This is a genomic window from Streptomyces sp. NPDC048442 (genome assembly GCF_040651475.1).
Classification (GTDB): Bacteria; Actinomycetota; Actinomycetes; order Streptomycetales; family Streptomycetaceae; genus Streptomyces.
The window spans coordinates 1-26,840 of sequence record NZ_JBEZKB010000036.1 but is presented as its reverse complement, the minus strand read 5'-3'; the positions used below and the strand labels follow the sequence as shown (position 1 = coordinate 26,840).

Sequence of the window (26,840 nt, the reverse complement as noted above, 5' to 3'; positions counted from 1 at the left end):
GGTCCCTGGCCCGGATTCCCGGTCAGCCCGCGTCGATGCCGGCTGCGCGCTCGGCGGCCTCAACGACGTTGACCAGGAGCTGGGCACGGGTCATCGGGCCGACACCGCCCGGGTTGGGGGCGACCCAGCCCGCGATCTCGGCGACACCGGGGTGCACGTCGCCGACGATCTTGCCGTTCTCGTCGCGGCTGACGCCGACGTCCAGGACGGCCGCGCCCTCCTTGACGTCCTCGGGCTTGATCAGGTGCGCGACACCGGCGGCGGCCACGATGATGTCGGCCTGGCGCAGGTGCGAGGAGAGGTCACGGGTGCCGGTGTGGCACTGGGTGACCGTCGCGTTCTCGGACTTGCGGGTGAGCACCAGCGGCATCGGGCGGCCGATGGTGATGCCCCGTCCGACGACGACCACATGGGCGCCGGCGATCTCGACGCCGTGGTGGCGCAGCAGCTGGACGATGCCGTACGGGGTGCAGGGCAGCGGTCCCGGCTCGCCGATGACGAGGCGGCCGAGGCTCATCGGGTGCAGGCCGTCGGCGTCCTTGGCCGGGTCCATCAGCTCCAGGACGCGGTTGGTGTCGATGCCCTTGGGGAGCGGGAGCTGGACGATGTAACCGGTGCAGGCGGGGTCCTCGTTGAGTTCCCGTACGACTGCCTCGATCTCCTCCTGGGAGGCGGTGTCGGGCAGTTCGCGCTGGAGGGAGGCGATGCCGACCTGGGCGCAGTCGCGGTGCTTGCCCGCGACGTACCACTTGCTGCCGGGGTCGTCGCCGACCAGCAGGGTGCCGAGCCCGGGAGTGATCCCGCGGCTCTTCAGGGCCGCCACGCGGCCGGTGAGTTCGGACTTGATCGCGGCTGCGGTGGCCTTGCCGTCGAGAATCTGGGCGGTCATGCACCCATCCTCGCGGATGACGGGGGTGAGGTTCCAATTAGGCCCCGCCCGGGTCCCACCCGGGCGCCCGCCGGTTTGTCACCGGCTTGAACCAAACGTTGCACTTGCACAACACCTGGGGCCTCCGGCTGGACAAGGAGCGGACGGTAATACGACGATGTGGCGCGCAGTTCCGCGGCGGCACAGGGGGGCACACCGCTCGATTTCACGTAACTTCCTCCGCTCGGACCGCATCGTCCCCAGCACCACCAACGGAGGAATCGCTCGTGAGCTTCGGCGACCCCAACAACCCGTACGGCCAGCCCCAGGGCCAGCCGCAGCAGCCCCCGCAGGGCGGTCAGCCCGGTTACGGCTACCCCCAGCAGCCGCCGCAGGGCCAGCCCGGTTACGGCTACCCGCAGCAGGCCCCGCAGGGCGTTCCGCCGCAGCAGGGCTACGGCTACCCCCAGCAGCCCGCCGGCCAGATGCCCCCGGGCCCGGGTGGCACCCTCCAGGCCAACAACGGTTACATCAACGTCGCGGGGCTCGGCACCGTCGAACTCGCCACGATGGGCCGCCGGCTGGGCGCGCGTGCGCTCGACGCCGTGGCGTACGGCATCCTGTACTTCATCTTCTCGGCGATCGGCCTCGCGGGCCTGGTCGGTGCCTCGGAGTCCATCAAGGACTGCGGCACGAACTACGGGACGCCGAGCTACGACGCCTGCATGACCGATGCCGCCAACGCCAGCGTCGGCATCGTCGCCGCCTTCTTCGGCGCCATCGCCCTCTTCGCCCTCATCGCCCTGCTCTACGAGTGGCTGATGGTCTCCATCTGGGGTGCCACGCTCGGCAAGATGGTCCTCGGCGTCAAGGTCGTCAAGGAGGGCACCGGTCAGGCTCCCGGCCTGGGTGCGGGCTTCATCCGCTGGATCATCCCGATGGTCGGCTCGCTGTTCTGCGGCCTCGGCACGCTCCTGGTCTACCTCTCCCCGTTCTTCGACAACTCGGGCAAGCTCCAGGGCTGGCACGACCGCGCGGGCGGCACGATCGTCATCAAGAAGTAAGCACGCTGAAGGCGTAACCGCCTGCGTGCCTGGTGAAGGCCGCCAATTCCCCACTCGTTCCGGGGAATTGGCGGCCTTCCGCCTTTCTCAGGGCCCGTCCCCTCCCTAACCTGGCGGGGGGTTCACCTGGGAAGGGTGTGCAACATGTACAGCATCATCGTGGTTCCCGCGCAATGTGCGGGTCCCGAGGAACAATTCCGGCTCGCGCCGGGCGAGAGCCTGCGCTTCGGCCGTACCCCGCCACCGGAACCGCCACCGGACACCGGCACCGGTCCGCCCCACCTCACGCTCAGCCACGACGGGATCTCCCGCAGGGCCGGGGAGATCCGGGCCAGCGGTGCGTTCTGGACGCTCAGCAACCTCAGCTCCCGGCAGACGTACGTCGTCGAGAACCCGGAGGGTGCGGGGGAGCACATCAAGGTCGTGCCCGGCAGGCTGGACGCACCCGTCCCGTTCGAGTTCTCGCGGGTGGTGCTGCCCGCCGCCGGGGAGCTGCTCGGCTTCGAGGTGTGGGCGCCCAGGCACGACTACGTATCGGGGGACCCGTCCCTCGAAGGCGCGCTCACCGCGCCCGCCTTCGCCCTCGACCGTACGAAGCGGTACTTCGCCGTACTGGTCGCACTGTGCGAGCCCCGGCTGCGCGGCGAGCCGCACGCGGCGCTGCCGACCGTCGACCAGGTGGCGGAGCGGCTGCGGCCGCACTGGCCCGCCGCGTCGCGCACCGCCGTGCAGTGGAACATCGACTACCTCGCGGTGAAGCTGCGCCTCAAGCAGCCCCCGGAGTCGGCGGAGTGCGGGCCGCGGCTGAACGGCAAGAAGGAGTCCCTGGTCTCGCTCGCGCTGCGCTTCGATCTCGTACGGGAATCCGAACTGGCACTGCTGGAGAGCGAGTTGAACGTGCGATGACCGCACCCTTCGCCGTGTCCGTCCCGGCCGGCTACCGCATCGGGTCCTGGCAGGTGCGCGAGCCGCTCGCCGCGGGCGCGTTCGGCAGTGTGTACGCGGCGGTCAAGGCGTCCGGGGCCGCCGCGTCGCTCCCGGCCGAAGCGGCGCTCAAGTTCCTGCCCACCGGCACCCGCACCCCGCGCCAGCTGAACCACCTGCGCGAACTCTCGCAGCGCGAGCTGGCGATGCACCGCAAGCTGTCCCGGCCGCGGCTGATCCGGATGTACGAGGCGCTGACCGTGGACGACCCGGAGCGGCCCGAGCTGGACGGCGCGACCGTCCTCGTACTGGAACGGGCCGAGGGTTCGCTGGACGCGCTGCTCGCCCGGGAGCCCGTGCCCGCCGCCGGGCCCGTACTCCTCGCCCAGGTCTGCGAGGGGATACACCAGCTGCACCACGCGGGCTGGGTGCACGGCGACCTCAAGCCGGGCAACGTACTGCTGATGGCGGACGGCACGGTCCGGCTCGGCGACTTCAACCTGGCCGCCGAGATGGACGGCACGCATGCGTACGCACCGGCCTTCGCGACGCCCGACTACACGCCGCCGGAGCTGCTGTGGTCGGAGATCAGCGACAACGGGCGGCAGGTCAGGCCGACCACGGACGTCTGGGCGTTCGGCGTGCTCGCCCATCTCGTACTGACGGGAAAGCCCCCGCTGCCCGGCGGAGGCAGCAGCGGGGGCGGGCCCGCCGCCCGCTCGGAGGCCCTGCTGGCCTATGCGCGCGGGGAGGCGGAACTGCACCTCGACCCCGGACTCCCGGACGCCTGGCGCCCGATCGTCACCGACTGCCTGGCCCGTACGCACGAGGAGCGGTCCGCGCACACCGCCGCCGCGCTGCTGCGCCGCATCGAGGCGGTGACCGACTCCGCGCCGTCGCCCCGGCTCCCCCGGCTGCGCCCCCGCTCGCGGCGCGCCGTGCGGACGGCGTGGGCGGCCGGACTCGTGGCGGTGCTGACGGGGGCGTCGCTGGGGTTCATGGCGCTGCGCGACGACGGGACGGTGCCGGCGGCGGAGTACGGGGCGGCGGAGCTGGCCACCGACAAGGGCATCCCGGTGGCGTACCGGAAGCTGATCGTCGACTCGGCGCACCAGTGTGCGGAGAAGGACGTCACGCCGGCGCAGATCGCGGCGATCCTCAAGGTAGAGAGCGACTTCGACCCCGACCTCTCCGATCCCCCGAACGACGAGTACGGGATGGCCCGTTGGAGCCCCCGGGTGATCCGCTACTGGCTGCCCAGCGACCAGCGTCCGGCCACGGGCAACCCCCGGCCGCCGTTCCCGCCCGACCAGTCGATTCCCGCCCTGGGCCGCTATCTGTGCGCGATGGCCCCGGCCCTGTGGCCGAACCTCAATGTCTCGCCGCAGGTCGCGGGGGCCCTCGCACACCGCTCGTCCGCCTCCCGGGTCAACGAGTGGGGCGGAGCGCCGGCGAAGCTCCGCCCCCATGCGGACAAGGTCGCGCACTACCTCAAGGAGTACGCGGTGGCGGGTGACAAGACACCCTGAGACTTCTGAGGTACCGGGGCGGAGGGCTGCGGGGGATGGTTCTGGTGTGCCGCCGGAGCGGCGGCACGACGCATCAGCCTCGTACCTCACAGGGGGACTTCATGCGCAGGACCCGTTCGATGATCGCCGCTGTCGGTGCCACGGTCGCGGGGGCCGCGGTACTGGTGGCACCCGGCATCGCCCAGGCCGGCACCTTGGCCGTTCCGGCCGCTCCGACGGCTTCCCAGGCCGCTCCGGCCGCCTCGCAGGTCAAGATCCAGGGGAAGTACTACTTCCACACCTGGCGCAACGCGTACAGCTACGAAGGCCGGAACGTGAACACCCCGAGGAAGGGTCTCCTCTGGGCCGGCAACAACTACTTCTACTGCCAGGCCCAGGGCCAGGACCACCACGACGATCACGGCAACAAGAACACCTGGTGGGCCAAGACCGACGACGACAAGGGCAACAAGGGCGTGTGGGTGAGCGCCACCGCGTTCAGCAAGGGCGGCAACTACGAGCCGATCCCGGGGCTGCCGCGCTGCTGATTCCCACTGACCGTACGTGACGGAAGCCGTGCTCCTCGGGGGAGTGCACGGCTTCCGTCACGTACGTCTGCTGCTCAGTGCTCAGTGCTCAGTGGAAGAAGTGGCGCGTACCGGTGAAGTACATGGTCACGCCCGCCTTCTTCGCCGCCTCGACGACCAGCTCGTCCCGCACCGAACCGCCGGGCTGGACCACGGCCCTGATGCCCGCGTCGAGCAGGATCTCCAGCCCGTCGGGGAACGGGAAGAAGGCGTCGGACGCGGCGTACGCACCGCGTGCCCGCTCCTCGCCCGCCCGCTCGACGGCGAGCTTCGCGGAGTCGACCCGGTTGACCTGGCCCATGCCGACGCCGACGGACGCGCCGCCCTTGGCGAGCAGGATCGCGTTGGACTTGACGGCCCGGGAGGCCTTCCAGGCGAAGGAGAGCTCGGCCAGCTCGGCCTCGCTGAGCGCCTCGCCGGTCGCGAGCGTCCAGTTGGCCGGGTCGTCGCCGTCCGCCTGGAGGCGGTCGGTGACCTGGAGGAGTGCGCCGCCGTCGATCGGCTTGACCTCGACCTTGTCGGACGGGGCGCCGTCGCAGCGCAGTACGCGGATGTTCTTCTTGCGGGCCAGGACCTCGACGGCCCCTTCCTCGTACGCCGGGGCGACGATGACCTCGGTGAAGATCTCCGCGACCTGCTCGGCCATGGCGACGCTGACCGGGCGGTTGACGGCGATCACGCCGCCGAACGCGGACAGCGGGTCGCAGGCGTGCGCCTTGCGGTGGGCCTCGGCGACGTCGTCACCGATGGCGATGCCGCACGGGTTGGCGTGCTTGATGATCGCGACGCAGGGCTCGGCGTGGTCGTAGGCGGCGCGGCGGGCGGCGTCGGTGTCGGTGAAGTTGTTGTAACTCATCTCCTTGCCGTGCAGCTGTTCGGCCTCGGCGAGGCCGCCCTTGCCGTTGACGTACAGCGCGGCGCCCTGGTGCGGGTTCTCGCCGTACCGGAGGACGTTCTTACGGGCGTAGGTCTGCCCGATGAAGCCGGGGAGGCCCGAGTCGTCGGCAGCGGCACCGTGTTCATCAGCGGCTCCGCCGCGGGCGTCGGCGAACCAGCCGGCCACGGCCACGTCGTACGCGGCGGTGTGCTGGAAGGCCTCGCCGGCGAGCCGCTTGCGGGCGGTGAGGTCAAAGCCGCCGTCCTTCACCGCGGCGAGGACATCGGCGTACCGGGCCGGGCTGGTGACGACTGCCACGGACGGGTGGTTCTTGGCGGCGGCGCGGACCATCGACGGGCCGCCGATGTCGATCTGCTCCACGCACTCGTCGGGCGTCGCACCGGACGCGACGGTCTGCGTGAAGGGGTAGAGGTTGACGACCACAAGGTCGAAGGGCTCGATGCCGAGCTCCGCGAGCTGGTTGCGGTGGTCCTCCAGGCGCAGGTCGGCGAGGATGCCGGCGTGCACGCGCGGGTGCAGGGTCTTGACCCGGCCGTCCAGGCACTCGGGGAACCCGGTGAGCTCCTCGACCTTGGTGACCGGCACCCCGGCGGCGGCGATCTTCGCGGCGGTGGAGCCGGTCGACACCAGCTCGACGCCGGCCTCGTGCAGCCCCTGGGCGAACTCTTCGAGCCCGGTCTTGTCGTAGACGCTGACCAGCGCGCGACGGATGGGCTTCAGCACCGTGCTCACGGAATTAGTACCTTTCGTCCCTCTATGCGGTAGCCGTGCCGGGCCAGACGCCCCACGACCTCGACGAGCAGCGTGCGCTCGACTTCCTTGATCCGCTCATGGAGAGCGGCTTCGTCGTCCTCATCGCGGACCTCGACCACGCCCTGGGCGATGATCGGGCCGGTGTCGACGCCGTCGTCGACGAAGTGGACCGTGCACCCGGTGACCTTCGCGCCGTACGCGAGGGCGTCACGGACACCGTGCGCACCGGGAAAACTGGGCAGCAGGGCGGGGTGCGTATTGACGCACCGCCCGCCGAACCGGGCGAGGAATTCCTTCCCCACGATCTTCATGAACCCCGCGGAGACGACGAGATCGGGCTCGTGGGCAGCGGTGGCGGCGGCCAGCGCCGCGTCCCATTCCTCCCTCGTCCCGTAGTCCTTCACCCGGCACACGAAGGTGGGGATCTCGGCCCGCTCGGCCCGTTCGAGCCCGGCGATGCCGGTGCGGTCGGCACCGACGGCGACGATCTCCGCGCCGTACTGGTGGTCCGCCGCGAGGGCGTCGAGCAGGGCTTGGAGGTTCGTACCAGAACCGGAGACCAGGACCACGAGACGGGCGGGACGCCCGGCGGCAGGCGGAAGAAGGGGTACGGAGGGCTCTGAGGGTACGGAGGGGGGCGGGGAGGCCACGGCGGGTCTCTTTCTCGCGGGTCGTGCGGTTTGTGTGGTCGTACGAACGAATCGCACCCCGCTGTACGGGGAACCCTACGAAGGCATCGACCGCTGGCAACGATACCGGCACACCGGGCCGCCCCCACGGGACGGGTGCACGGGCGGGAGGTAGCGTCAGGGCAGGACTCCGCCCCAGCTCCGTACGGGGCTGACATCAGGGCCGGCAACAGGTCGGCCACAGGTGCGGAATGCCACACGACATACGACCTTCCGCCGGAGGGTCCGAGGGGAAGACGTTCACCAGATGACGGACCGACGCCGCCGCGCGGCTCTCCGCCGCAGCTCACTCCCACTGCTGCTGCCGCTTCCGGCCGAGGGGGCGCCAGTGCTGCTGCTGCGGGAACGCAAGGGTGGCGGCGAAACGGAAGCATCAGGGACGGGGCCGGGAACGGGCTCGGGTACGGGCACGGACTCGGGTACGGGTACGGGTACGGGTACGGGTACGGGTACGGGCTCAGGTGGTGACGACAACCCGTTCGCACCGCCGCCCGAAGGCCGCCCGGACCAGCCCTGGCAGCCGCGCAGGCCGACCGGCGACACCCCGCCCGCCTCGGACGGCTCCGGATCCGGATCCGACGACTCCGCCCCCGGCAGCTCCACGTCCGGCGGCTCCGGTTGGGGCAGCCGGTGGAGCAACCGCCAGCCCCCGAGCCAGGGCAGCGGCGGCTTCGGCGGCCCCGGTGGAACGGGCGGAACCGGCGGCACCGGACGCGGCCAGAACGGGCCGGACGGTACCGAGGGCGGCCCCGGAACCAACCTGCGCTGGGACCCGACGGACCCATCACAGCGCCGCGCACGGTATGCGCTGCTGGCGGGCATGTGGGCGTTCTTCTTCGCCCTGTTCACCCAGCGGGAGATCTCGCTGCTGCTGGGCGCACTGGCCATCTACTGGGGCCTCAGCTCGCTGCGCAACAAGCAGCCGAAGCCGGACGCCACGGCTGCCCTGACGGGCGCACCGGCCACCCCCGCCACCCCACCGGCGAGCACCCGCCCGCAGACGACGGCCGCGGTGAGCGGACTGGTGACGGCGGTACTGGCACTGGCGATCGTGGCGACGACGTTCACGGTGCAACTCGTCTACCGCGACTACTACACCTGCGTCGCGGACGCCCTGACAAAGTCCGCCCAGGTGTCCTGCAACGAGGAACTCCCGAAGTCCTTGATCCCGGTGTTCGGAGTGAAGGAGTAGCGGGGGCACCAGCCTCTCTGGCCACTTCAGCCCGTCCGGCGTTTGAGGACGCGCGGCGCAGCCGTGCACCGGGCGCAGCCCGGGACACCCGCCCCCACCGGCGCGAACCGTGCTGCTTTTCCGCCCCGCGGCGAGCGGTTCAGGTGAAGGGGTGGGGAGGGGCCGAATTCGCGAAGCGGCCCACCCACCCGCACCTTCACCCCCCACCGCCCCCCTCTGCCCCCCGCTCCAACTCCACCCCCACCACCGGCGGCGCCACCGGCACGGGCGGAGCAAAAGGCGGAAGAGCCACCCCCGGCCCGGACACAGAAGCCGACGGAGACTCAGGCACAGGGGCAGGCGCAGGAGCAGTCGCGGAAGCCAGCGGAGGCTCAGGCGCGGACACGGGAGCCACCGGAAGCTCAGGCACGGACACGGGCACGGGAGCCAGCACAGGCTCAGGCTCCAGCACAGGCCCAGCCACCCCCGAAGCCAACAAAGGCTCCGGCCCCCCACCCCGCCCCCTCCCCCACCTCCACACCCAACCCCACCCCTCCCGCACCCTCCACCCCCGCAACACCAACGCCCCCGGCACCCCCACCCCCGCCACCCACACCAGCGCCCCCAGCCCCGCCTTCCACCACACCGGCCCGAACTCCGCCAGCCGTTCCGTTCCGAGCGGCCCGCCCGACAGCGCCGCCAGTACGGCCGTCGCCGCCCCGCACCCCACCGCCGCCAGCGCCGCCGTGCCCGCCGTCCTGCGCCGCCCCCACGCTTCTTCCCGTACGGCATACGCAGGCGCAGCCACCCGTACGGTGAACCACGCGACCGCCAGCCCGGCGGCCAACGGAACGCCCGCGACGGCCCAGTTGAGCGCCGTGCCCCGCCCCGGACCCGGCAGCGCGGCCAGCAGCGGGAAGTGCGGCAGCGCCGCCGCCCCGGCACCCCCGAGCGGGGTCACCACCGCGCCCGTACCCAGTCCGAAGCCCGTCCCGATCCCGTACGAGGCAGCCCACACGGCCGCGTTGGGCACCAGCGCCAACGCCAGCAGCAGCACCGCGAACCGGCCCGACCACTCCACCGCGAGCTGCAGGAACGACTCCTGCGCCAGGTCCGCGTGCCAGGTCAGCGAGGCCCCGACGACCAACGCACCGCCCCCCACCAGCACAGTCGTTCCGGCAGCCGCCGCACGCAGGGCCGTCCCGAGCCGGGGGCGTACGAACTCGCGGCGCACGCCCTCCGGGACCCACCCGGGCAGCGGACCGTGCGGGCGCCCGTACGCGGTCCACACCCCGAGAACGGCGGCGAAGGACACGACGAGCGGCAGCCACACCGCGACGCTGCCCGGCGCGGCGGGCAGCGGACCGCCCGCCGCGTACAGCGTCACGGCGCACCCCACCGCCAGGTACCCGACGGTCACTCCGCCGAAGGCCGCCCACCCGGACGGCACGTTCCGCGGCGCCGCACCGTCCCCGCCGCCGCCCTCGCCGCTGCCTTCACCGTCATCCTCACCGCCGTCGTCGTCCTCCAGCGCGTCGCGCGCCGCCCGGTGCGCGAGCCAGACGGGCAGTACGGCGAACAGCATCGGGGTCAGCCCGACGGGCGCGGCCACCCCGCTCAGGGTGTCGTGGCGTACGAGATCCGCACCGTGGGCGAGCAGCCACAGCCCGGCGGCGACGTGCAGCGCCGCGCCGGCCCCCGAGTCCGGGTAGGGCGAACTGATCCACAGCACCATCACCAGCACGGCGAACGCCCCGAGGCCCAGTCCGGCGGCCAGCACCCCGCGCACCAGACAGACGGCCCAGGCGGAAGGCCGATTCCGCCCGGCGCGGGAATCTCCGGCCGAGCCGGCCTGCGCGGACTCGTGCTGGTGCGCGGACTCGTGCTGGTGCTCGTGCTCGTGCTCGGTCACTGGATTCGGGTTCACGCGGCCATGCTGCCCACGACACGCGCCATCTTCGCGTAACGCGCGAACAGCCGACGTGTCGCCCAATATACGTTTATGTACTTTTTCGCCCGGTGCAGTACGACGGGGACCGCGGGGATCGCAGGAGTCACGGGAATCGCGGGGATCACGGAGGTGCTCCCATGACCCGCGGCACACCCACCACTCCCCCTCCCCTCTCCGCCTCCGCAGCCGCCCCCGCCGCCGCAGCCCTGCCTTCCCCGAAGGAACGCCGCAGGCTGCGCGAGGCGAAGGCACTGTCACAGGCGCAGGTGGCCGCGATCGTGGGCGTGACCCGCGAGACGGTCCGCTCCTGGGAGACGGGCCGCACCAGCCCGCGGGGCCGCAAACGCGAGGTGTACACACGCCTGCTCGCCGGCATCGACGAAGAACTGACCGCCAAGGGCACAGCCGACCCGGTCCGCAAACCAGCCACCGAGCTCGCACCGGCCACCCTCACGGAATCTGCTGCTCGGGCGACCCCACCCACAGCGCAGGGCCCGGCGGATTCATCGACCCCGGCGGCTCCGGCTACTCCGGCGGCTCGGGCGGCTCCGGCAGCTCCGGCAGCTCCGGCAGCTCCGGCAGCTCCGGTCAGCCCTGCCGGTGCGGCCCGCGCCTCTTCACCGGCCCGCCCGGCATCCGAGAGCCGGAGGCCCGGGAGCACAGCCCTCTCACGCGCCGGGGTCGCAAAACCCACGGCCCAAAAGACCCGGCCGGAGGAAAAGGCCGCACGCCCCCGCGCCCGCACCCGTGCTTCCGCCCACGCCTCCACCCGCCCCCCCGCCCGGAACGCCCCTGCCGCCCCCGCTGCCCCCGCTGCCCCGGAAGCCCTCACCCCGGAAGTCGCCACGGAAGCGGCCGCAGCCTTCCCCACCCCCTCCCAGGCCTTCGACAGCCTCTACGCCCACACCGCCCCCTCCCTCCTCCGCCAGGCCTACCTCCTCACCGGGCGGAACCGCCTCTCGCACGAGTCGGTCGAGCGGGCCTTCCACCTCGCCTGGCAACGCTGGCCCGAGGTCGCGACCGACCGCGACCCCGCGGGCTGGGTGCGCGCCGCGGCATACGAGTACGCGATGTCCCCCTGGCACCGCCTGCGCCGCGGCCACCGGCACATCGACCGTCCGACCGGCGGGCCGACCGGCAGGAAGGTCAGCGGGACAGGCAGCGGGACGGGCAGCGGGACCGGCAGCGGGACAGGCGGCAGGAAGGGCGGCAGGGCGCGCGGCAACACCGCCGCCGACCCCCTCCTCGACGCCCTCCTCGAACTCCCGCCCCCGTACCGCCGCACCCTCCTCCTCTACGACGGCCTCGGCCTGGACCTCCCCGAGACCGCCGCCGAGACCGAGGCCAGCACCCCGGCCACCGCGAACCGTCTGGAGCACGCCCGTACCGTCGTCGCGCGAAGGCTCCCGGAACTGGCCGAGGCCCGTACCCACGCCGACCAGTCCGCCCTTCTGCAGGAACGTCTCAGCGCCCTCGCTCTGACGCAGCCCGCCGACGGCCTGCCGCCGGGCGAAGCCGTACGTACGAAATGCGAGCGCAAGGCCCGGTTCTGGACGCGGGCGGCCATCGCGTTCACCACGCTGATCATCGGCGCGACGATGTTCACGCTGTCGACGGCCCCGAGGCAGTACGAGGCGCCGCACCCGCCGGGCGAACCGGTCGGCGGAGTTCCGGCGCGCAGCGGTCCGCAACGCCTCAGCGAGTACGACATGCAACTGCGCGCCAAGCTCCGCGCCGAGCCGGCGAACGGCCCGGAACGCCTGGTTCCGCAGTACCGCTGAGTGCGCTGCGCCCCCGGACCCGGCCCTGGTCCGGCCCGGCCCCGGCCCGGACAACGCGGAAGGCCCGCACCCCCGAGGGGGTGCGGGCCTTCCGCGTACAGAAAACCGTACAGATCCTGCGAATCAGCCCGCGAGGATCGCGCGCGCCAGCTTCGCCGTCTCGGTCGGCGTCTTGCCGACCTTGACACCGGCGGCCTCAAGGGCCTCCTTCTTCGCCTGGGCGGTGCCCGACGAACCGGAGACGATCGCGCCGGCGTGACCCATCGTCTTGCCCTCGGGGGCGGTGAAGCCCGCGACGTAGCCGACGACCGGCTTGGTCACGTTCTTCGCGATGTAGTCGGCCGCACGCTCCTCGGCGTCGCCGCCGATCTCACCGATCATGACGATCAGGTCGGTGTCGGGGTCGGCCTCGAACGCGGCGAGCGCGTCGATGTGCGTCGTACCGATGACCGGGTCGCCACCGATGCCGACGGCGGACGAGAAGCCGAGGTCACGGAGCTCGTACATCATCTGGTACGTCAGCGTGCCGGACTTCGAGACCAGACCGATGCGGCCCGGCTTCGTGATGTCGCCCGGGATGATGCCGGCGTTGGACTGGCCCGGGGTGATGAGACCGGGGCAGTTCGGGCCGATGATGCGGGTCTTGTTGCCCTTGGCACCCGCGTACGCCCAGAAGGCGGCGGAGTCGTGCACCGCGATGCCCTCGGTGATGACGACGGCGAGGGGGATCTCGGCGTCGATCGCCTCGATGACGGCGGCCTTGGAGAAGGCCGGCGGCACGAAGAGGACGGACACGTCCGCGCCCGTCTTCTCCATGGCCTCCTTGACGGAGCCGAAGACCGGGACCTCGGTGCCGTCGAAGTCGACGGTCGTGCCGGCCTTGCGCGGGTTCACGCCGCCGACGATGTTGGTGCCGTCACCGAGCATGAGCTTGGTGTGCTTCATGCCCGTGGCACCGGTCATGCCCTGGACGATGACCTTGCTGTCCTTGGTGAGGAAGATAGCCATGGTGTTTGGAGTCCCTCTTCCTTACTTCGCAGCTGCGGCGAGCTCGGCGGCCTTGTCGGCCGCGCCGTCCATGGTGTCCACGCGCTGCACGAGCGGGTGGTTGGCGTCGGAGAGGATCTTGCGACCCAGCTCCGCGTTGTTGCCGTCGAGACGGACAACGAGGGGCTTGGTGACTTCCTCGCCCTTCGACTTGAGCAGCTCCAGGGCCTGGACGATGCCGTTGGCGACCTCGTCACAGGCGGTGATGCCACCGAAGACGTTGACGAACACGGACTTGACGTCCGGGTCGCCGAGGATGATCTCCAGGCCGTTCGCCATGACCTCGGCGGAGGCGCCGCCACCGATGTCGAGGAAGTTGGCGGGCTTCACGTTGCCGTGGTTCTCACCGGCGTACGCGACGACGTCCAGGGTCGACATGACCAGGCCGGCGCCGTTGCCGATGATGCCGACCTCGCCGTCCAGCTTGACGTAGTTGAGGTTCTTGGCCTTGGCAGCGGCTTCGAGCGGGTTGGCCGCTGCCTTGTCCTCAAGAGCCTCGTGGTCGGGCTGGCGGAAGTCGGCGTTCTCGTCGAGCGAGACCTTGCCGTCGAGGGCCAGGATCCGGCCGTCCTTGGTCTTCACCAGCGGGTTGACCTCGACGAGGAGGGCGTCCTCGGCGACGAAGGTGTCCCACAGGGTCACCATGGCCTCGGCGACACCCTCGGCCACGTCGGCCGGGAACTTCGCCTGGGCCACGATCTCGCGGGCCTTGACGATGTCCACGCCGTCGACGGCGTTGACCGGGACCTTCGCGAGAGCCTCGGGGGTCTTCTCCGCGACCTCCTCGATGTCCATGCCGCCCTGCACCGAGGCCATGGCCAGGAAGGTGCGGTTGGTGCGGTCGAGGAGGTACGAGACGTAGTACTCCGCCTCGATCTCCGGGGACAGCTCGGCGATCATCACCTTGTGGACCGTGTGGCCCTTGATGTCCATGCCGAGGATGTCCGTCGCGCGAGCGACGGCCTCGTCCGGGGTCGCCGCGAGCTTCACGCCGCCGGCCTTGCCACGGCCGCCGACCTTCACCTGAGCCTTGACGACGGACTTGCCGCCCATGCTCTCAGTGGCCTTGCGCGCCGCCTCAGGCGTGTCAATGACTTCACCGGCCAGCACCGGTACACCGTGCTTGGCGAAGAGGTCCCTCGCCTGGTACTCGAACAGGTCCACGCGCGTCCGTCCCTTTTCTGATGATCGCGGGTTCTGGTGATCGCGTTACGTTCAATGCGATGGGCGTGCCGCGAAGGCAACGTGACGGCGCTGTCACAAGGGAGGCGTACACGGTGTCCAGTACGCGGCATGTCCGTCTCGCAGGTTATCCCCGAGGGACGTTGGTCCCTAAATCGCAGGTCACACCTGAGCGGTGATACCTGTCACAGAGTGCCACTCGGAGCCCTCACCGGTGTCACGCAGTGTCCGGCACGGGTATCGGCCTTTTCTCGATCGCAGCCGCCATGACCTCGGGAAACAGGTCCGGGGTGCAGGCGAAGGCGGGTGCTCCGAGCGCCGCGAGGGCTGCGGCGTGCTCGCGGTCGTAGGCCGGGGCGCCTTCGTCGGAAAGCGCGAGCAGCGTGACGAACTGAACGCCGGACGCCTTCATCGCGGCGACCCGCTTCAGCATCTCGTTGCGGATGCCCCCCTCGTACAGGTCGCTGATCAGCACGACGGCGGTTTCGGCCGGCCGGGTGATCCGGGACTGGCAGTGGGCGAGCGCCCGGTTGATGTCGGTGCCGCCGCCGAGCTGGGTGCCGAAGAGCACGTCGACCGGGTCGTCCAGCTGGTCGGTGAGGTCGACGACGGCGGTGTCGAAGACGACGAGCCGGGTGTCGATCGCACGCATGGACGCGAGCACCGCGCCGAAGACGGACGCGTAGACGACGGAGGCGGCCATCGATCCCGACTGGTCGATGCAGAGGACGACCTCCTTCTTGACCGACTGGGAGGCCCGGCCGTAACCGATCAGCCGCTCCGGCACGATCGTCCCCTGTTCGGGCAGGTAGTTCTTCAGGTTGGCGCGAATCGTGCGGTCCCAGTCGATGTCGCGGTGCCGGGGCCGGTTGATGCGGGCGCTGCGGTCCAGGGCGCCGGTGAGGGTGGCCCGGGTACGGGTCGCGAGGCGCTTCTCCAGGTCCTCGACGACCTTGCGCACGACGGCCCGCGCGGTCTCCTTGGTCGTCTCGGGCATCGCCTTGTTGAGCGAGAGAAGGGTGCCGACCAGGTGGACGTCGGCCTCGACGGCCTCCAGCATCTCCGGCTCCAGGAGCAGTGCGGACAGGCCGAGCCGTTCGATGGCGTCGCGCTGCATGACCTGGACGACGGAGCTGGGGAAGTACGTCCTGACGTCGCCGAGCCAGCGGGCCACGGACGGGGCGGAGGCGCCGAGTCCGGCGGACCGGTCGCCGGTCCGTCCCGTACGGGAGGGTCCGCCGTCGGTGCCGTAGAGCGCGGCGAGGGCGCCGTCCATCGCGGCGTCCTGGCCGGTGAGCGAGCAGCCGGTGCCGTCGGCGGAGTCCCCGCCGAGGACCATCCGCCAGCGCCGGAGCCGTTCGGCGGCGGCCGGGCCGGTGCTTCCTGTGGTCGTGGTCATCCCGTGGTCGCCCCCGTCTGGTCGTCCTGGTGGTGCGGGTCCTCGATACCGAGCAACAGGTGCAGCACCGGCAGTACGGCGTCGGCGCGCGCCTGGTCGAGTACGGGGCCGAATCCCGGCGGCCCCGCTTCCTCGCCCGCCCCGGCAGCCGGTCCGCCGCCCGGTGGGGCGGGCCCGCGCCTGACCAGCTCGCCGAGGGTGCGGCGGACCCCCGGTTCGTACGCCGCGAACGTGCGCCGCAGCAGCGGCAGTACGTCCGTGAAGGCGTCCGGTGACACCCCGGTGAGCCAGGTGTCGACGAGGCCGAGGAGGCGGTCGTCGTGGATCAGGAGCATGCCCGAGCCGGATGCCCCGCCGACGAAGCCCTCGATCCAGGCCGCCGCGTCGGCGGGCGGAGTGCCGGGTGAGAGCGCGAGGCCCATGAGGCGGGCCGCGTCGTCCTCGTCGAGCCGTCCGTCGTCGAGGAGCAGGCGGACGGCGCGACCCCGGACGACGCCGCCGACCGTGTCCCGGTCGGCGAGTCTGCGCAGCACCTTGGCCCAACGGCCGCGCAGGTCACGCGGATTGCCTTCGCCGCCTGCCGGTTCGAGGAGGCCGATCGCGGTGTGCACGGCGTCGACGTGGCCGCGCATTTCGGCGGCCCCGTCCGCGTCGAGCCCCGTACAGGCGGGGGGCAGGCCGACGCAGATCCGTTCGGCGAGGCCTGCCGCGACTTCGGCGAGGGCGGCGGTGCCGGTGCCGCGCACATCGCCGTACCGGAGGGTGCGGGCGAGCGCGGGGAGGGCCTGGGCGAGGTGGCCGACGTCGCTGTCCAGGGCGGCGCGGTCGGCGAGGGCGCGCATCACCACCGGGAGCGCGCCGGGCAGTTCGGCGAGCAGGCACTGCTCGGCGAGGGCGGTGATGTCGGCGAGGGCGGTCGCGGAGCCTGCCTGCGATTCCGCTTTCGCGGTGGCGGCGGCCAGGACTGTGGTGCCCCAGACCCCTGCCTCGGCGACCCGCACCGACAGCTCGGGTTCCCAGCGCAGCCGCCAGCCCTCGCGGAAGGTGCCGGTGCTGCCACGGGAATCGGCCGTTTCGCCCCAGCCGATGCCGAGGAGGTGCAGCCGGTGCAGGAGGCGGCTGCGGGCGGCGTCGGTGTCCTTGCGGAGGTCGAGGTCCAACTCCCGCTCTGCGGCTTCCGGTTTGAGCCGGAGCGTGCGCTGTTGCCGGGTGAGGTCGCGTTGCAGCGGCACGGCGGGGGCGGAGTCCGGAACCTCGCCGAGGACGTCGCCGACGATCAGCCTGTCGTGCACCAGCGAGAGCGGCACGTCGGAGCCGTCGCACATCACGGCCCTGATCGCGTCGGTCGTCTCGGTGAGCCCTGCAAGGGGCCGGCCGCGCATCACGGCGAGGGTCTCGGCGAGCCGGACGGCCTCGATGACGTGGGCGGAGGAGACGAGGCGGTCCTCTTCGCGCAGCAGCCCTGCGACCTTGGTCATCCAGCGCACGACCGGCCGGTCCGCCGCTCCGAAGAGGTGCCCGTACCAGCCGGGCGAGTCGATGCCCGCCCCGTACCCACTGCGCCGGGCGAGCCGCCGGTGGGTCCAGGGCACCCAGGTCAGCTCGGCCTTGACCTTGGGCAGGCCCTTGAGGAGAGCCCGGTCGGCGGTGAGGGTGGGCGGCTTCCCGCCGAGCGCGGGCACGTGCCAGGCGCCGCAGACGACGGCGACCGACTCGCCGAACTCCTTCCTCGCGGCACGGAGTTGAATGCGCATGTACGCCTCGCGCACCAGGTCACGGCGGTGCCCTCCGTCTCCGTACTCCTGCCGCAGTGCCCCCATGACCTCGGCGAGCGCCTCGAACGGCGCGAACGGGTCGCCGCCGCCCGCCCCCCGGTGCTCGACGACGTCCTCCCACCAACGCTCCGGGTCGTCGTACCCGGCGGCCTCGGCGAGCACAGCGAGCGGATCCACCGCCAGCGCGGCGGCTCCGGTGTCCTCTGCCGCCATGCCCTCCGCCGCCATGTCCTCCGTTGCCATGCCCTCGGTTGCCATGTCCTCCGTTGCCAAGTCCTCCGCTGCGGAGCCCTCCTGCTCCGTGGCGACCTCCCCCTCGCGCTCCTCGTCCCCCTCTCGTACCGCCAGTGAGTGGGCCGCGGGCAGGTCGATGAAGCGGACCGGGACGTCGTGCGCCAGTGCCCAGCGGATCGCGACCCACTCCGGCGAGAACTCGGCCAGCGGCCAGAACGACGCCCGGCCCGGGTCGTCCACCACATGCGCGAGGAGGGCGACCGGCGGGGTCATCTGCGGGTCGGCGGCGAGCGGCAGCAGCGCGTCGCCCTCCGGCGGCCCCTCTACCAGTACGACGCGGGGGCGTGCGGCGTCGAGCGCGTCCCGCACCGCACGGGCCGAGCCGGGGCCGTGGTGGCGGACCCCCAGCAGCCAAGGACCTTGCGGGACCGTGGTGTTGACCGTGGTACCCGGAGGGGACCCTTCCGGGACGGTGGCGGCTGCGACAGCCGCGGCGGTCGTCATGCGGTCACCTCGCGGCAGGCTCGGTAGAAGTCCTTCCAGCCGTCCCGCTCGCGGACGACCGTCTCCAGGTACTCCTGCCAGATCACCCGGTCCGCCGCCGGGTCGCGGACGACCGCGCCGAGGATGCCGGCGGCGACGTCGCCGGGGCGGAGCACGCCGTCGCCGAAGTGGGCGGCCAGGGCGAGGCCGTTGGTGACGACGGAGATCGCCTCGGCCGTGGACAGCGTGCCGGACGGGGACTTGAGTTTCGTACGGCCGTCGGCGGTGACTCCGGAGCGCAGCTCGCGGAAGACGGTGACGACGCGGCGGATCTCGTCGATGGCGTCGGCGCCGCCCGGCAGGTCGAGGGAGCGGCCCATCTGGTCGACGCGCCGCGACACGATGTCGACCTCGTCCTCCGCGGTCGCGGGCAGGGGCAGTACGACCGTGTTGAACCGGCGGCGGAGCGCGCTGGAGAGGTCGTTGACACCGCGGTCGCGGTCGTTGGCGGTGGCGATCAGGTTGAAGCCGGAGACGGCCTGGCACTCCTGGCCCAGCTCAGGGATGGGCAGGGTCTTTTCCGACAGGATCGTGATCAGGGAGTCCTGCACGTCGGCCGGTATGCGGGTCAGCTCCTCGACCCGGGCGGTCATGCCGTCGGTCATGGCTCGCATGACGGGGCTGGGCACCAGGGCGTCCCGGCTGGGGCCGTGGGCGAGCAACTGGGCGTAGTTCCAGCCGTACCGGATGGCTTCCTCGGGCGTGCCCGCGGTGCCCTGGACGAGCAGGGTGGAGTCGCCGCTGACGGCGGCGGCCAGGTGCTCGGAGACCCAGGTCTTGGCGGTGCCTGGAACTCCGAGCAGCAGCAGGGCACGGTCCGTGGCGAGTGTCGTGACGGCGACTTCGACGATGCGGCGCGGGCCCACGTACTTCGGGGTGATCACCGTGCCGTCGGGCAGGGCGCCGCCGAGCAGATACGTCGCCACGGCCCACGGCGAGAGCCGCCAGCGGGCGGGCCGCGGCCGGTCGTCGGCTGCGGCGAGCGCCTTCAGCTCCTGCGCGAACGCGTCCTCGGCATGCGGTCGCAGGACCTCGGAAGCGTCCGCCGGGCCGGTCTCGGACGTGGTGGCCAGGTCGATTGCAGGCGTGGTCATGGAATCCCCCTCCAGATTTCCCGGATGTGGTCTCCACCGTGCACCATGCCACTGACAATCAAGCGTCGTCGCAGGTCAGGACCCAATTGACCCCCAATTGAAGGGCCTGTGGGGGCACTTCGTCCGGCCACCGCTCCACGGGAGTCACGGCGCTGCCCGACCAGGCGGCGAACTCAGCTGATTCGCTGGTCAGGGCGATTGTCAGTGGTGGCCTCTACGGTCGGAGACATGAATCAGCTGGGGGTGCACTGGACGGCGGATCAGGTGCTGGCACTGGCTCCTGACGCCGCCTCACGCAAAGCGGGAAGCAGGCTCGGCACCGCCGGGCCGTGGTCGGGCGCGGGGTGCGACGGCGCGGGTGCGCTGTGGGGACTGTGCAGGGGGAGCGGCAGCAGGCCGTATCAGACGGTCGTCGATCTGGCGGGGTCCAAAGCGGCCTCCAAGTGCAGTTGCCCAAGCCGGAAGTTCCCCTGCAAGCACGCACTGGGGCTGCTGTTGCTCTGGGCGGCACAGGACCCGGTGGTGGTGCGGGACGCGGAGCCCGCGGACTGGGCCGCGGAGTGGATCCGGGGCCGCAGGGAGCGGGCAGCGGGAGCCACCGGAGCCGCGGAAGCGGGAGAAGGGGGAAAGGGGACGGCTGAGGGCACATCTGCCGCGAAGGCCGCCGACCCGGAGGCGGCCCGTCGGCGGGCCGAGCGCCGGGCGGCCCGGATCGGTGCGGGCGCCTCGGAGCTGGAGCAGCGCCTGGCGGACCTGCTGCGCGGCGGCCTGGCCGCCGCCGAGCGTTCGGGCTACGGCCTCTGGGAGGAGACCGCGGCCCGCATGGTCGACGCACAGGCGCCCGGACTTGCCGCGCGGGTGCGGGAGTTGGGTTCGATACCGTCGTCCGGGCCCGGCTGGCCGGTGCGACTCCTGGAGGAGTGTGCGCTGCTGCACCTGCTCGACGGGGCGTGGCTGGGACGGGACCGGCTGCCCGCCGAGCTGGCGACGACGGTACGCACGAGGGTGGGACTGCCGTCCTCCCCGGACGGCCCGGCGGTCCGCGACCGCTGGCTGGTACTCGCGCAGTACGACCAGGCCGCCGGCCCGGTCACCACCCGCCGCATCTGGCTGTACGGGCAGGGGTCGGGCCGCACCGCGCTGGTGCTGTCCTTCGGCGCCGCCGGCCGGGCCCCGGAGATCACGCTCCCGGTGGGCCTCGCCATCGACGCCGAACTGCTGCCGCACGGCGGGTCGGGTCAGCTGCGGGCCACGCTGGGCGAGCAGTTCGGGACCCCGGAGCTGATCACCGCCCCGCCACCGGGGGGCACCGCGACCGAGGCACTGGAGGCATACTCCCGGGCGCTGCGCGACGACCCGTGGCTGGACTCCTGGCCGGTAACTCTCACGGCAGCGATACCGGCACCGTCCGCCGACGGGTGGCAACTTGCCGACGAGAACGGCAAGTTGGCTCTCCCTGTCGCCCGGAAGGCGCTGGGCAGACCCGCTCTCTGGAAACTCGCGGCCCTCTCCGGCGGCGCCCCGGTGTCCGTCTTCGGCGAATGCGGCCACCAGGGCTTCCACCCTCTGACCGCCTGGTCGCCCACTTCCCCCACGCCCATCCCTCTCACCTGACCCCACGTGTGGCAGAACATTTGCCGCCACGTTTGCCGCCACGTGGGCACCGATTCCTCGTCTCCCGCCACGCGGGCACTGACGCTGCGTGCACCCGCACCCACCACCCCACCCCACCCGGAGGGACCCGATGACCACCACCTGGGAAGACCTCGTCACCTCCGCCCTCCTGGGCACCGACCGCCGTCCGACACCTCCCGACCCCCACCTCGACCCCGGCCCCGGCCCCGGGTCCCCCGCGCAGGATCCCCCCGCCGCCCTCCTCGATACCGCCGCCCTCCACACCCTCCGCCGCCGCGCGGGCCTGACCCCCGCCGCAGCGGGCGAGCTCCCTCCACCCGCCCCGGAGGACTCCCGCCCGCCGCTCCCCGCCCCCGCCCGCCACCGGCTCGCCCTGCTCCTCGCCGACCGGGCCGCCCCCGCCCAGTCCGGCGGACGCCGAGGCAGCGCCCCCGACCTGACCGAACTGCTCCCCCAGTGGCTCGCCACCGCCAACCGGCACCGCTTCCAGGCACCCGCCGCCCTCTTGCCCGCCCTGCTCGACGCGGCCCGCGCCCGTACGGATCTGCGGCCCCAGACCCTGGAGTTCGCGGGGTCGCGCGGACTGTGGCTGGCTCGGCTGAACCCGGAGTGGAAGTACGCCCTGCGCGGCACCGCGGGCGGGGCCGCACTCCCTGACGTACAGGACGCCGAGGCCGTGCGGACGCTGTGGGAGGAGGGGCTGTTCGCCGAGCGGGTGGGACTGCTCGGTGCCGTACGGGCAGCGGACCCGGCCGCGGCGCTCGCCCTGCTCACCACCGGCTGGGCAACGGAGCGTGCCGAGGACCGGCTGATGTTCCTGGACTCGCTGCGCATCGGGCTGAGCGGGAAGGACGAGGAGTTCCTGGAGCAGGCGCTGTCGGACCGCAGCCGCAACGTCAGGGCCGTCGCCGCGGAGCTGCTCTCCGCGCTGCCCGCCACCGCGTTCGGTGCGCGGATGGCGGGCCGGGCCACGTCGTGCGTCGGCCTGGACCGTACGGGCGATGGCGGCGGCATCGCGGTGGAGGCGCCACACGAGTGCGACGCGGCGATGCAGCGGGACGGAGTGGTCGCGAAACCCCCGGCCGGGCGGGGCGAACGGTCCTGGTGGTTCGGCCAGTTGGTCGAGTCCGCACCACTCGGGGCCTGGTCGGCGCGGCTCGGGGGACGTACGGCACGGGAGATCGTACGGCTGCCCGTCGCCGACGGGTGGGGCGAGGAACTGCACGCGGCCTGGTGCCGGGCGGCGATACGGCAGGGCGACTCGGACTGGGCACGGGCCCTGCTGGGGGCACCGTCGGTGCCACCCGAGGCGGGCACGGGCACGGCCTCGCTCGCCGAACGGGCAAAGCTGCTGGCCACCCTGCCGGACGGGGAACGGGCGGACTGGGTGGCCGAGTTCATCTCGGCGCACGGGCTTTCGGAAGCGTTCCAGGTACTGGGGGTGTGCGTGGTGCCGTGGTCGGGGCCACTGGGCCGGGCGGTCGTCGACGCGCTCGACATCGCACGGGACGCGGGAAGCTATCCGTGGAGCTTCAGCGGAGTGATGGGGCTGGCGGAACGCTGCCTCGACCCGGGCGAGGCAGACCGCCTGGAAATCCTCACCACCACACCGGACGAGGCGGAAGGAGCGTCACCGGGGGCCGGGGGCTATTGGTCGGAAGCATTCCAACGTCTGGTGGGGACGTTGAGGCTTCGGGCAGCGATGGCACGAGAACTGAACGGGGAGGGGTAGCCGCACAGACACCCCCGCCTCCAGCCCTCTTGGGCGGGAGCGGGCCGGTGGTCGTCGCGCGGGGGCGGGCCGGTGGTCGTCGTGCGGGCGCGTCGCGGCTGGTCGCGCAGTTCCCCGCGCCCCTAAAAGCCCGCCCCTCACCCCAAGCCCCCTTGGGCAGCGAGGCCCCCTCCGCCCCCTAGCCCCCTAGCCCCCTTGGGCAGCGGGGCCGCCCCCCGGGGGCGGGACGGGTGGGCAAGGGGGCGGCACCCACGCGGAGCACGCCCCCCTCGCGACCGCACCCGCTGCACCACCGCACCCCGTGCGGCCCGGTGAACGGCTGCGCCGCGCGTCCTCAAACGCCGGACCGGCTGAAGATCTGCGGATGGGCTGAAGACGCCCCGCTCACGCCCCCGCCGGCTGCCTCACATTTGCCCGTACCCACTCCACAATCGCCGTCGTCGTCGCCCCCGGCGTAAAGATCTCCGCAACGCCCTTCGCCTTCAGCGGAGCGATGTCGTCCTCCGGAATGATCCCGCCGCCGAAGACCTTGATGTCCGCCGCGTCGCGCTCCCGGAGCAGGTCGATGACCTTCACGAAGAGCGTGTTGTGGGCGCCGGACAGGATCGACATGCCGATCGCGTCCGCGTCCTCCTGGATCGCGGTGTCCACGATCTGCTCGGGAGTCTGGTGCAGGCCCGTGTAGATGACCTCCATACCGGCGTCCCGCAGCGCCCGTGCGATGACCTTGGCCCCGCGGTCGTGTCCGTCAAGACCCGGCTTCGCCACCACCACACGGATCGGTCCAGTTACACCCATCGCTGCTGCCTCCCAGTACGCACCGCGCCGCCGTTGGCGCAACGTCCCCCGCCCCAGGAGGGACAGGGAAGTGAACGAACGTTATCCACAGCATCCCGCACGCCGCCGTTTCGCGGTGGACGGAGAGGGGGAAATCACACGTTGGGAAACGTTCGCTGTGCGTCGTACCCGCATCAGCCGGCGCCGCAGCCACACACTGCCGCCGCAGCCGGGGCGGTCGCACGGGGAGCCGCAACGAGGTCGCCGTACCACCGCGCCGTCAGCCGCGCGGCACGGTGGTACGGCCCACTCCCCTTCTTCACCGGCCTCCGCCACGGCACCCCACGAGGGCATACGGGGGACAGGGCCGTCCCCCCGCGTGCCGTTCGGGAGGTCGGCCGCCATGGAACTTTCACCCCAGCTGCCCCAGTCCCCCCTGCCGCCCTCAGCACCCCCACCCCCACCACCCACCACCGCACCGTTGAGCCCTCTGCTGCGATCCACCGTGCTCGAAGTGGCCATCCTGTTCGGGCACTTGCTCCTCTATCCCTCGGGGATACGGCCGGAGCGTTCCGTCGAGCCCGAGATTCCCACCGCCGGCCGGTCCCGCCCGCCAGTCGTACTGCTGCACGGATTCGTCGACAACCGTTCCGTGTTCGTGCTGCTGCGCCGTTCGCTCGCCCGGCACGGCTGGTGCCATCTCGCTTCGCTCAACTACTCACCCCTCACCTGCGACATCCGCACCGCCGCCGAACTCCTCCGCCGCCACGTCGAGGAGATCTGCGCCAGGACGGGGCACAGCGAAGTGGACATCGTCGGGCACAGCCTCGGCGGTCTGATCGCCCGCTATTACACGCAGCGACTCGGCGGCGACACGCGCGTACGGACACTTGTCACACTCGGAACTCCGCACGAGGGAACGCGTGTAGCCCCGCCGATGAGCGCGCACCCTCTCGTACGACAGATGCGCCCCGGCTCTTCCTTGATCGAAGAACTGGCTCTGCCCGCCCCCGGCTGCCGGACCCGTTTCGTAAGTTTCTGGAGCGACCTTGATCAATTGATGTTGCCGGTGGAAACAGCCCGTATCCACCACCCCGATCTGATCGCCCAGAACGTGCAGGTCAGCGGGATCGGTCATCTCGCACTGCCCGTGCACCCAGCCGTCGCCGCCGGAATCCGGCAGGCGCTTCAGGCGCAGGACGCGACCGACACAGGCTCGCCGGGCGTATCCGTCGCGTGAAACGCGGAGTATCCGGCAGCTGCGGTGCTCAAGGTGTGAATGTGACGTGATCAAGGCCTTGCATTCCTCGAACATTTGCCGAACGCAGCGCCAAGCCGATGCCCGCCGTCCCCCAAAAGGCGGCCGAATGCCCGTTTCCTGAATCCGCAAAACCTGCCGGAGATTGTCGCCGCCGCATACCGCCGGGTACAGTCGCGCCACTGCTTTCCCTCGGGGTGCCCCCCGTACCCCCCGGAAACCAGATCCTGCTGCCGAGGCGAGAGAGACGTTGGTGAACGACCAGCAACCCCACGCCGGGTACGACACGTACCCCACCGACAGCTTCGACACCGATCCGCTCTTCGGCGGACTGCCCGGTACCGGTAACCCCAGCGGCCAGTACGACACTTCCCAGTGGGACACCGGCTCGTCGCAGCACGTGGCGTACGACGCCTATACCGCGCACACGCAGCAGGGTTACGACTCCACCGGCACCTGGTCCCACCTCGGCGGCTACCCGCAGAGCGCGGAGATCCCCGCCCAGGGCGGCCCCGCTTCGTACGACACCGGCTCGTACGGGAGCACCGCTTCGTACGACAGCGACGCCACGGTCACCGGACAATGGGACGCGAGCGCCTGGAACCAGGCGGACCAGGTGCACCAGGCGCATCAGGACCCCTTCGAGACCGGCCAGTTCGACGCGACGCAGTTCGCCTACGCGGCCGACTCGTCGTCGGGACACCAGTGGCAGGCGTACGACCCGAGCCTTGAGACCGGCTCCTTCGAGGCCAGCTCCTTCGACACCGCGGCCTTCGAGACCGCCTCCTTCGAAACCAGCTCCTTCGAGACCGGGGCTTTCGAGACCGGGGCCTTCGACGCCACCAGCTGGAATTCCGCCGCAGCCGAGTCGCCGGAACCGGCCGCCGCACCGGCCGGCTTCGCGCAGCAAACCGACTCCCACACCACCGAGTTCCCCGTGGTCTCCCCCGACGACGTGCACCCGCACGCGCACGACGCGGGTGACTCCGGCCCCGGCCCCGAGCCGGAACCCGCGGCGGTCGGCCCCCGAGCCGCCCGCCGGGTCCCCGCGAGCCGCGGCCGCCGCCGCCCCCCTGCCAAACGCTCCGCACTCCTCACCGTCGCCGTACCCTCCGCCTGCGTCATGGGCGTCGCAGGAATCGCCGCCGCCTCCGTGGGCGGAATCGCCGGTGCCGACGAGGCGAAGCCGAAGCCGACGACCATGGCCGCCGCCGACCCGGCGACCGTGAAGCCCGTCGCCGTGAACAACAAGCTCGACACCCAGCTCGCCGGACTGAGCGCCGACGCCCGTGACTTCGGTGACCGCGCCAGCCGTACGCAGGAACGTATCGACCTCAAGGAACGCCAGGACGCCGAGAAGAAGCGCAAGGCCGAAGAGGCCGCGCGCAAGGAGGCGGCCCGCCCCAAGTACGCCCTGCCCGTCGCCCAGCACGGACTCAGCGCGTACTACGGCCAGGCCGGTGTCAACTGGGCAGCCGTGCACACCGGCATCGACTTCCCCGTCGGCCTGGGTACGCCCGTGATGGCGGCGACCGACGGCACGGTCAGCGCCGAGTTCAACAGCGCGTACGGCAACATGATGAAGGTCGTCTCGCCGAGCGGCGTCGAGACCTGGTACTGCCACCTCTCCACCACCAAGATCCGCTCGGGACCGGTGAAGGCCGGCGACGTCATCGGCTACTCCGGCAGCTCCGGGAACTCGACCGGGCCGCACCTCCACTTCGAGGTACGGCCGGGCGGCGAGTCCGCCGTCGACCCGCTGGCCTGGTACCGCAGCCGCGGCCTCGACCCGACGTAAAGCCCGTCGCCGCTACCCCGTCGCCGTTCGTACAAGTTCGTACAAGTTCGTACGGGAGAGGGCCCGCACCGGATGTCCGGATGCTGTTGGCGAATGTGGGCCCTGTGCGTGACGTCGGCCTTCGAGACCTGGTTGTGGTCTTGAAGGCCGACGTTGCTGTTTGGGGAGGGCA

Annotated in this window: 20 protein-coding genes; 10 read left to right on the top strand and 10 right to left on the bottom strand. The window is 71.8% G+C overall.

Translation table 11 applies throughout. The annotated features are described in order from the left end of the window. Positions 1-22: 22 nt before the first annotated feature. The gene (locus AB0D18_RS36020; RefSeq protein WP_362428684.1) at positions 23-889 is read right to left on the bottom strand and encodes a bifunctional methylenetetrahydrofolate dehydrogenase/methenyltetrahydrofolate cyclohydrolase; all 867 of its coding nucleotides are present in this window, start codon (positions 887-889) and stop codon (positions 23-25) included. A 266-nt stretch (positions 890-1,155) separates the two neighbouring features. Between AB0D18_RS36020 and AB0D18_RS36015 the strand changes: the two genes are divergently transcribed. From AB0D18_RS36015 to AB0D18_RS36000, 4 genes are all read left to right on the top strand, one after another. Further along, the gene (locus tag AB0D18_RS36015) at positions 1,156-1,932 is read left to right on the top strand and encodes an RDD family protein (RefSeq protein WP_362428681.1); all 777 of its coding nucleotides are present in this window, start codon (positions 1,156-1,158) and stop codon (positions 1,930-1,932) included. Between the two features lie 144 nt (positions 1,933-2,076). After that, positions 2,077-2,838, top strand: coding sequence for an FHA domain-containing protein (locus AB0D18_RS36010; protein WP_362428678.1), 762 nt, complete (start codon positions 2,077-2,079; stop codon positions 2,836-2,838). Beyond that, on the top strand, positions 2,835-4,385 hold the full coding sequence (locus tag AB0D18_RS36005; protein ID WP_362428676.1) for a protein kinase: 1,551 nt from the start codon (positions 2,835-2,837) through the stop codon (positions 4,383-4,385). The genes AB0D18_RS36010 and AB0D18_RS36005 overlap by 4 nt, the downstream gene beginning before the upstream one ends. 101 nt (positions 4,386-4,486) lie before the next feature. Then, on the top strand, positions 4,487-4,912 hold the full coding sequence (locus AB0D18_RS36000; protein WP_362428673.1) for a hypothetical protein: 426 nt from the start codon (positions 4,487-4,489) through the stop codon (positions 4,910-4,912). An 88-nt stretch (positions 4,913-5,000) separates the two neighbouring features. Here AB0D18_RS36000 and purH read toward each other — a convergent pair whose 3' ends face one another. Both purH and purN read right to left on the bottom strand, forming a co-directional pair. Next, positions 5,001-6,581, bottom strand: a complete 1,581-nt coding sequence (gene purH, locus AB0D18_RS35995) for a bifunctional phosphoribosylaminoimidazolecarboxamide formyltransferase/IMP cyclohydrolase (protein ID WP_362428670.1) — start codon at positions 6,579-6,581, stop codon at positions 5,001-5,003. After that, positions 6,578-7,171 (bottom strand): phosphoribosylglycinamide formyltransferase, encoded by a 594-nt coding sequence (gene purN, locus AB0D18_RS35990; RefSeq protein WP_362428869.1) that lies wholly within the window; start codon positions 7,169-7,171, stop codon positions 6,578-6,580. The genes purH and purN overlap by 4 nt, the downstream gene beginning before the upstream one ends. A gap of 367 nt (positions 7,172-7,538) precedes the next feature. On the opposite strand from purN, the gene AB0D18_RS35985 reads away from it, so the two are divergent. Further along, positions 7,539-8,483, top strand: coding sequence for a hypothetical protein (locus tag AB0D18_RS35985; RefSeq protein ID WP_362428667.1), 945 nt, complete (start codon positions 7,539-7,541; stop codon positions 8,481-8,483). A 196-nt stretch (positions 8,484-8,679) separates the two neighbouring features. Here the strand turns inward: AB0D18_RS35985 and AB0D18_RS35980 are convergent, their stop codons facing one another. Then, positions 8,680-10,251 carry a DUF6350 family protein gene (locus tag AB0D18_RS35980; protein WP_362428866.1) on the bottom strand — a complete coding sequence of 524 codons (1,572 nt, stop codon included), beginning with the start codon at positions 10,249-10,251 and terminating at the stop codon, positions 8,680-8,682. A gap of 299 nt (positions 10,252-10,550) precedes the next feature. Between AB0D18_RS35980 and AB0D18_RS35975 the strand changes: the two genes are divergently transcribed. Next, complete coding sequence (locus tag AB0D18_RS35975) at positions 10,551-12,194, top strand: sigma factor-like helix-turn-helix DNA-binding protein (protein ID WP_362428664.1); 1,644 nt, start codon at positions 10,551-10,553, stop codon at positions 12,192-12,194. 123 nt (positions 12,195-12,317) lie between these two features. Here AB0D18_RS35975 and sucD read toward each other — a convergent pair whose 3' ends face one another. The 5 genes from sucD to AB0D18_RS35950 all read right to left on the bottom strand — a co-directional run bounded on the left by sucD (position 12,318) and on the right by AB0D18_RS35950 (position 19,468). Next, entirely contained in the window at positions 12,318-13,202 is an 885-nt protein-coding gene (sucD, locus tag AB0D18_RS35970) for a succinate--CoA ligase subunit alpha (protein WP_362428661.1), read from the bottom strand. Between the two features lie 21 nt (positions 13,203-13,223). After that, positions 13,224-14,405: an ADP-forming succinate--CoA ligase subunit beta gene (gene sucC / locus AB0D18_RS35965; protein WP_362428658.1), complete on the bottom strand. Its 1,182-nt coding sequence runs from the start codon at positions 14,403-14,405 to the stop codon at positions 13,224-13,226. A 235-nt stretch (positions 14,406-14,640) separates the two neighbouring features. After that, entirely contained in the window at positions 14,641-15,822 is a 1,182-nt protein-coding gene (locus tag AB0D18_RS35960) for a VWA domain-containing protein (RefSeq protein WP_362428655.1), read from the bottom strand. Then, positions 15,819-18,335, bottom strand: a complete 2,517-nt coding sequence (locus tag AB0D18_RS35955) for a DUF5682 family protein (RefSeq protein WP_362428652.1) — start codon at positions 18,333-18,335, stop codon at positions 15,819-15,821. The genes AB0D18_RS35960 and AB0D18_RS35955 overlap by 4 nt, the downstream gene beginning before the upstream one ends. Beyond that, positions 18,332-19,468 (bottom strand): AAA family ATPase, encoded by a 1,137-nt coding sequence (locus AB0D18_RS35950; RefSeq protein WP_362428651.1) that lies wholly within the window; start codon positions 19,466-19,468, stop codon positions 18,332-18,334. The genes AB0D18_RS35955 and AB0D18_RS35950 overlap by 4 nt, the downstream gene beginning before the upstream one ends. 228 nt (positions 19,469-19,696) lie before the next feature. Here AB0D18_RS35950 and AB0D18_RS35945 point away from each other — a divergent pair, with 228 nt between their 5' ends. Further along, positions 19,697-21,082 (top strand): SWIM zinc finger family protein, encoded by a 1,386-nt coding sequence (locus AB0D18_RS35945; RefSeq protein ID WP_362428648.1) that lies wholly within the window; start codon positions 19,697-19,699, stop codon positions 21,080-21,082. A 130-nt stretch (positions 21,083-21,212) separates the two neighbouring features. Next, positions 21,213-22,835, top strand: a complete 1,623-nt coding sequence (locus tag AB0D18_RS35940; RefSeq protein WP_362428645.1) for a DUF5691 domain-containing protein — start codon at positions 21,213-21,215, stop codon at positions 22,833-22,835. Between the two features lie 384 nt (positions 22,836-23,219). Here AB0D18_RS35940 and AB0D18_RS35935 read toward each other — a convergent pair whose 3' ends face one another. Further along, positions 23,220-23,633: a cobalamin B12-binding domain-containing protein gene (locus tag AB0D18_RS35935; RefSeq protein ID WP_362428642.1), complete on the bottom strand. Its 414-nt coding sequence runs from the start codon at positions 23,631-23,633 to the stop codon at positions 23,220-23,222. Positions 23,634-24,015: 382 nt separating this feature from the next. On the opposite strand from AB0D18_RS35935, the gene AB0D18_RS35930 reads away from it, so the two are divergent. Beyond that, positions 24,016-24,852, top strand: coding sequence for an alpha/beta fold hydrolase (locus tag AB0D18_RS35930; protein WP_362428639.1), 837 nt, complete (start codon positions 24,016-24,018; stop codon positions 24,850-24,852). 271 nt (positions 24,853-25,123) lie between these two features. Then, the gene (locus AB0D18_RS35925; protein ID WP_362428636.1) at positions 25,124-26,668 is read left to right on the top strand and encodes a peptidoglycan DD-metalloendopeptidase family protein; all 1,545 of its coding nucleotides are present in this window, start codon (positions 25,124-25,126) and stop codon (positions 26,666-26,668) included. Positions 26,669-26,840: the final 172 nt, after the last annotated feature.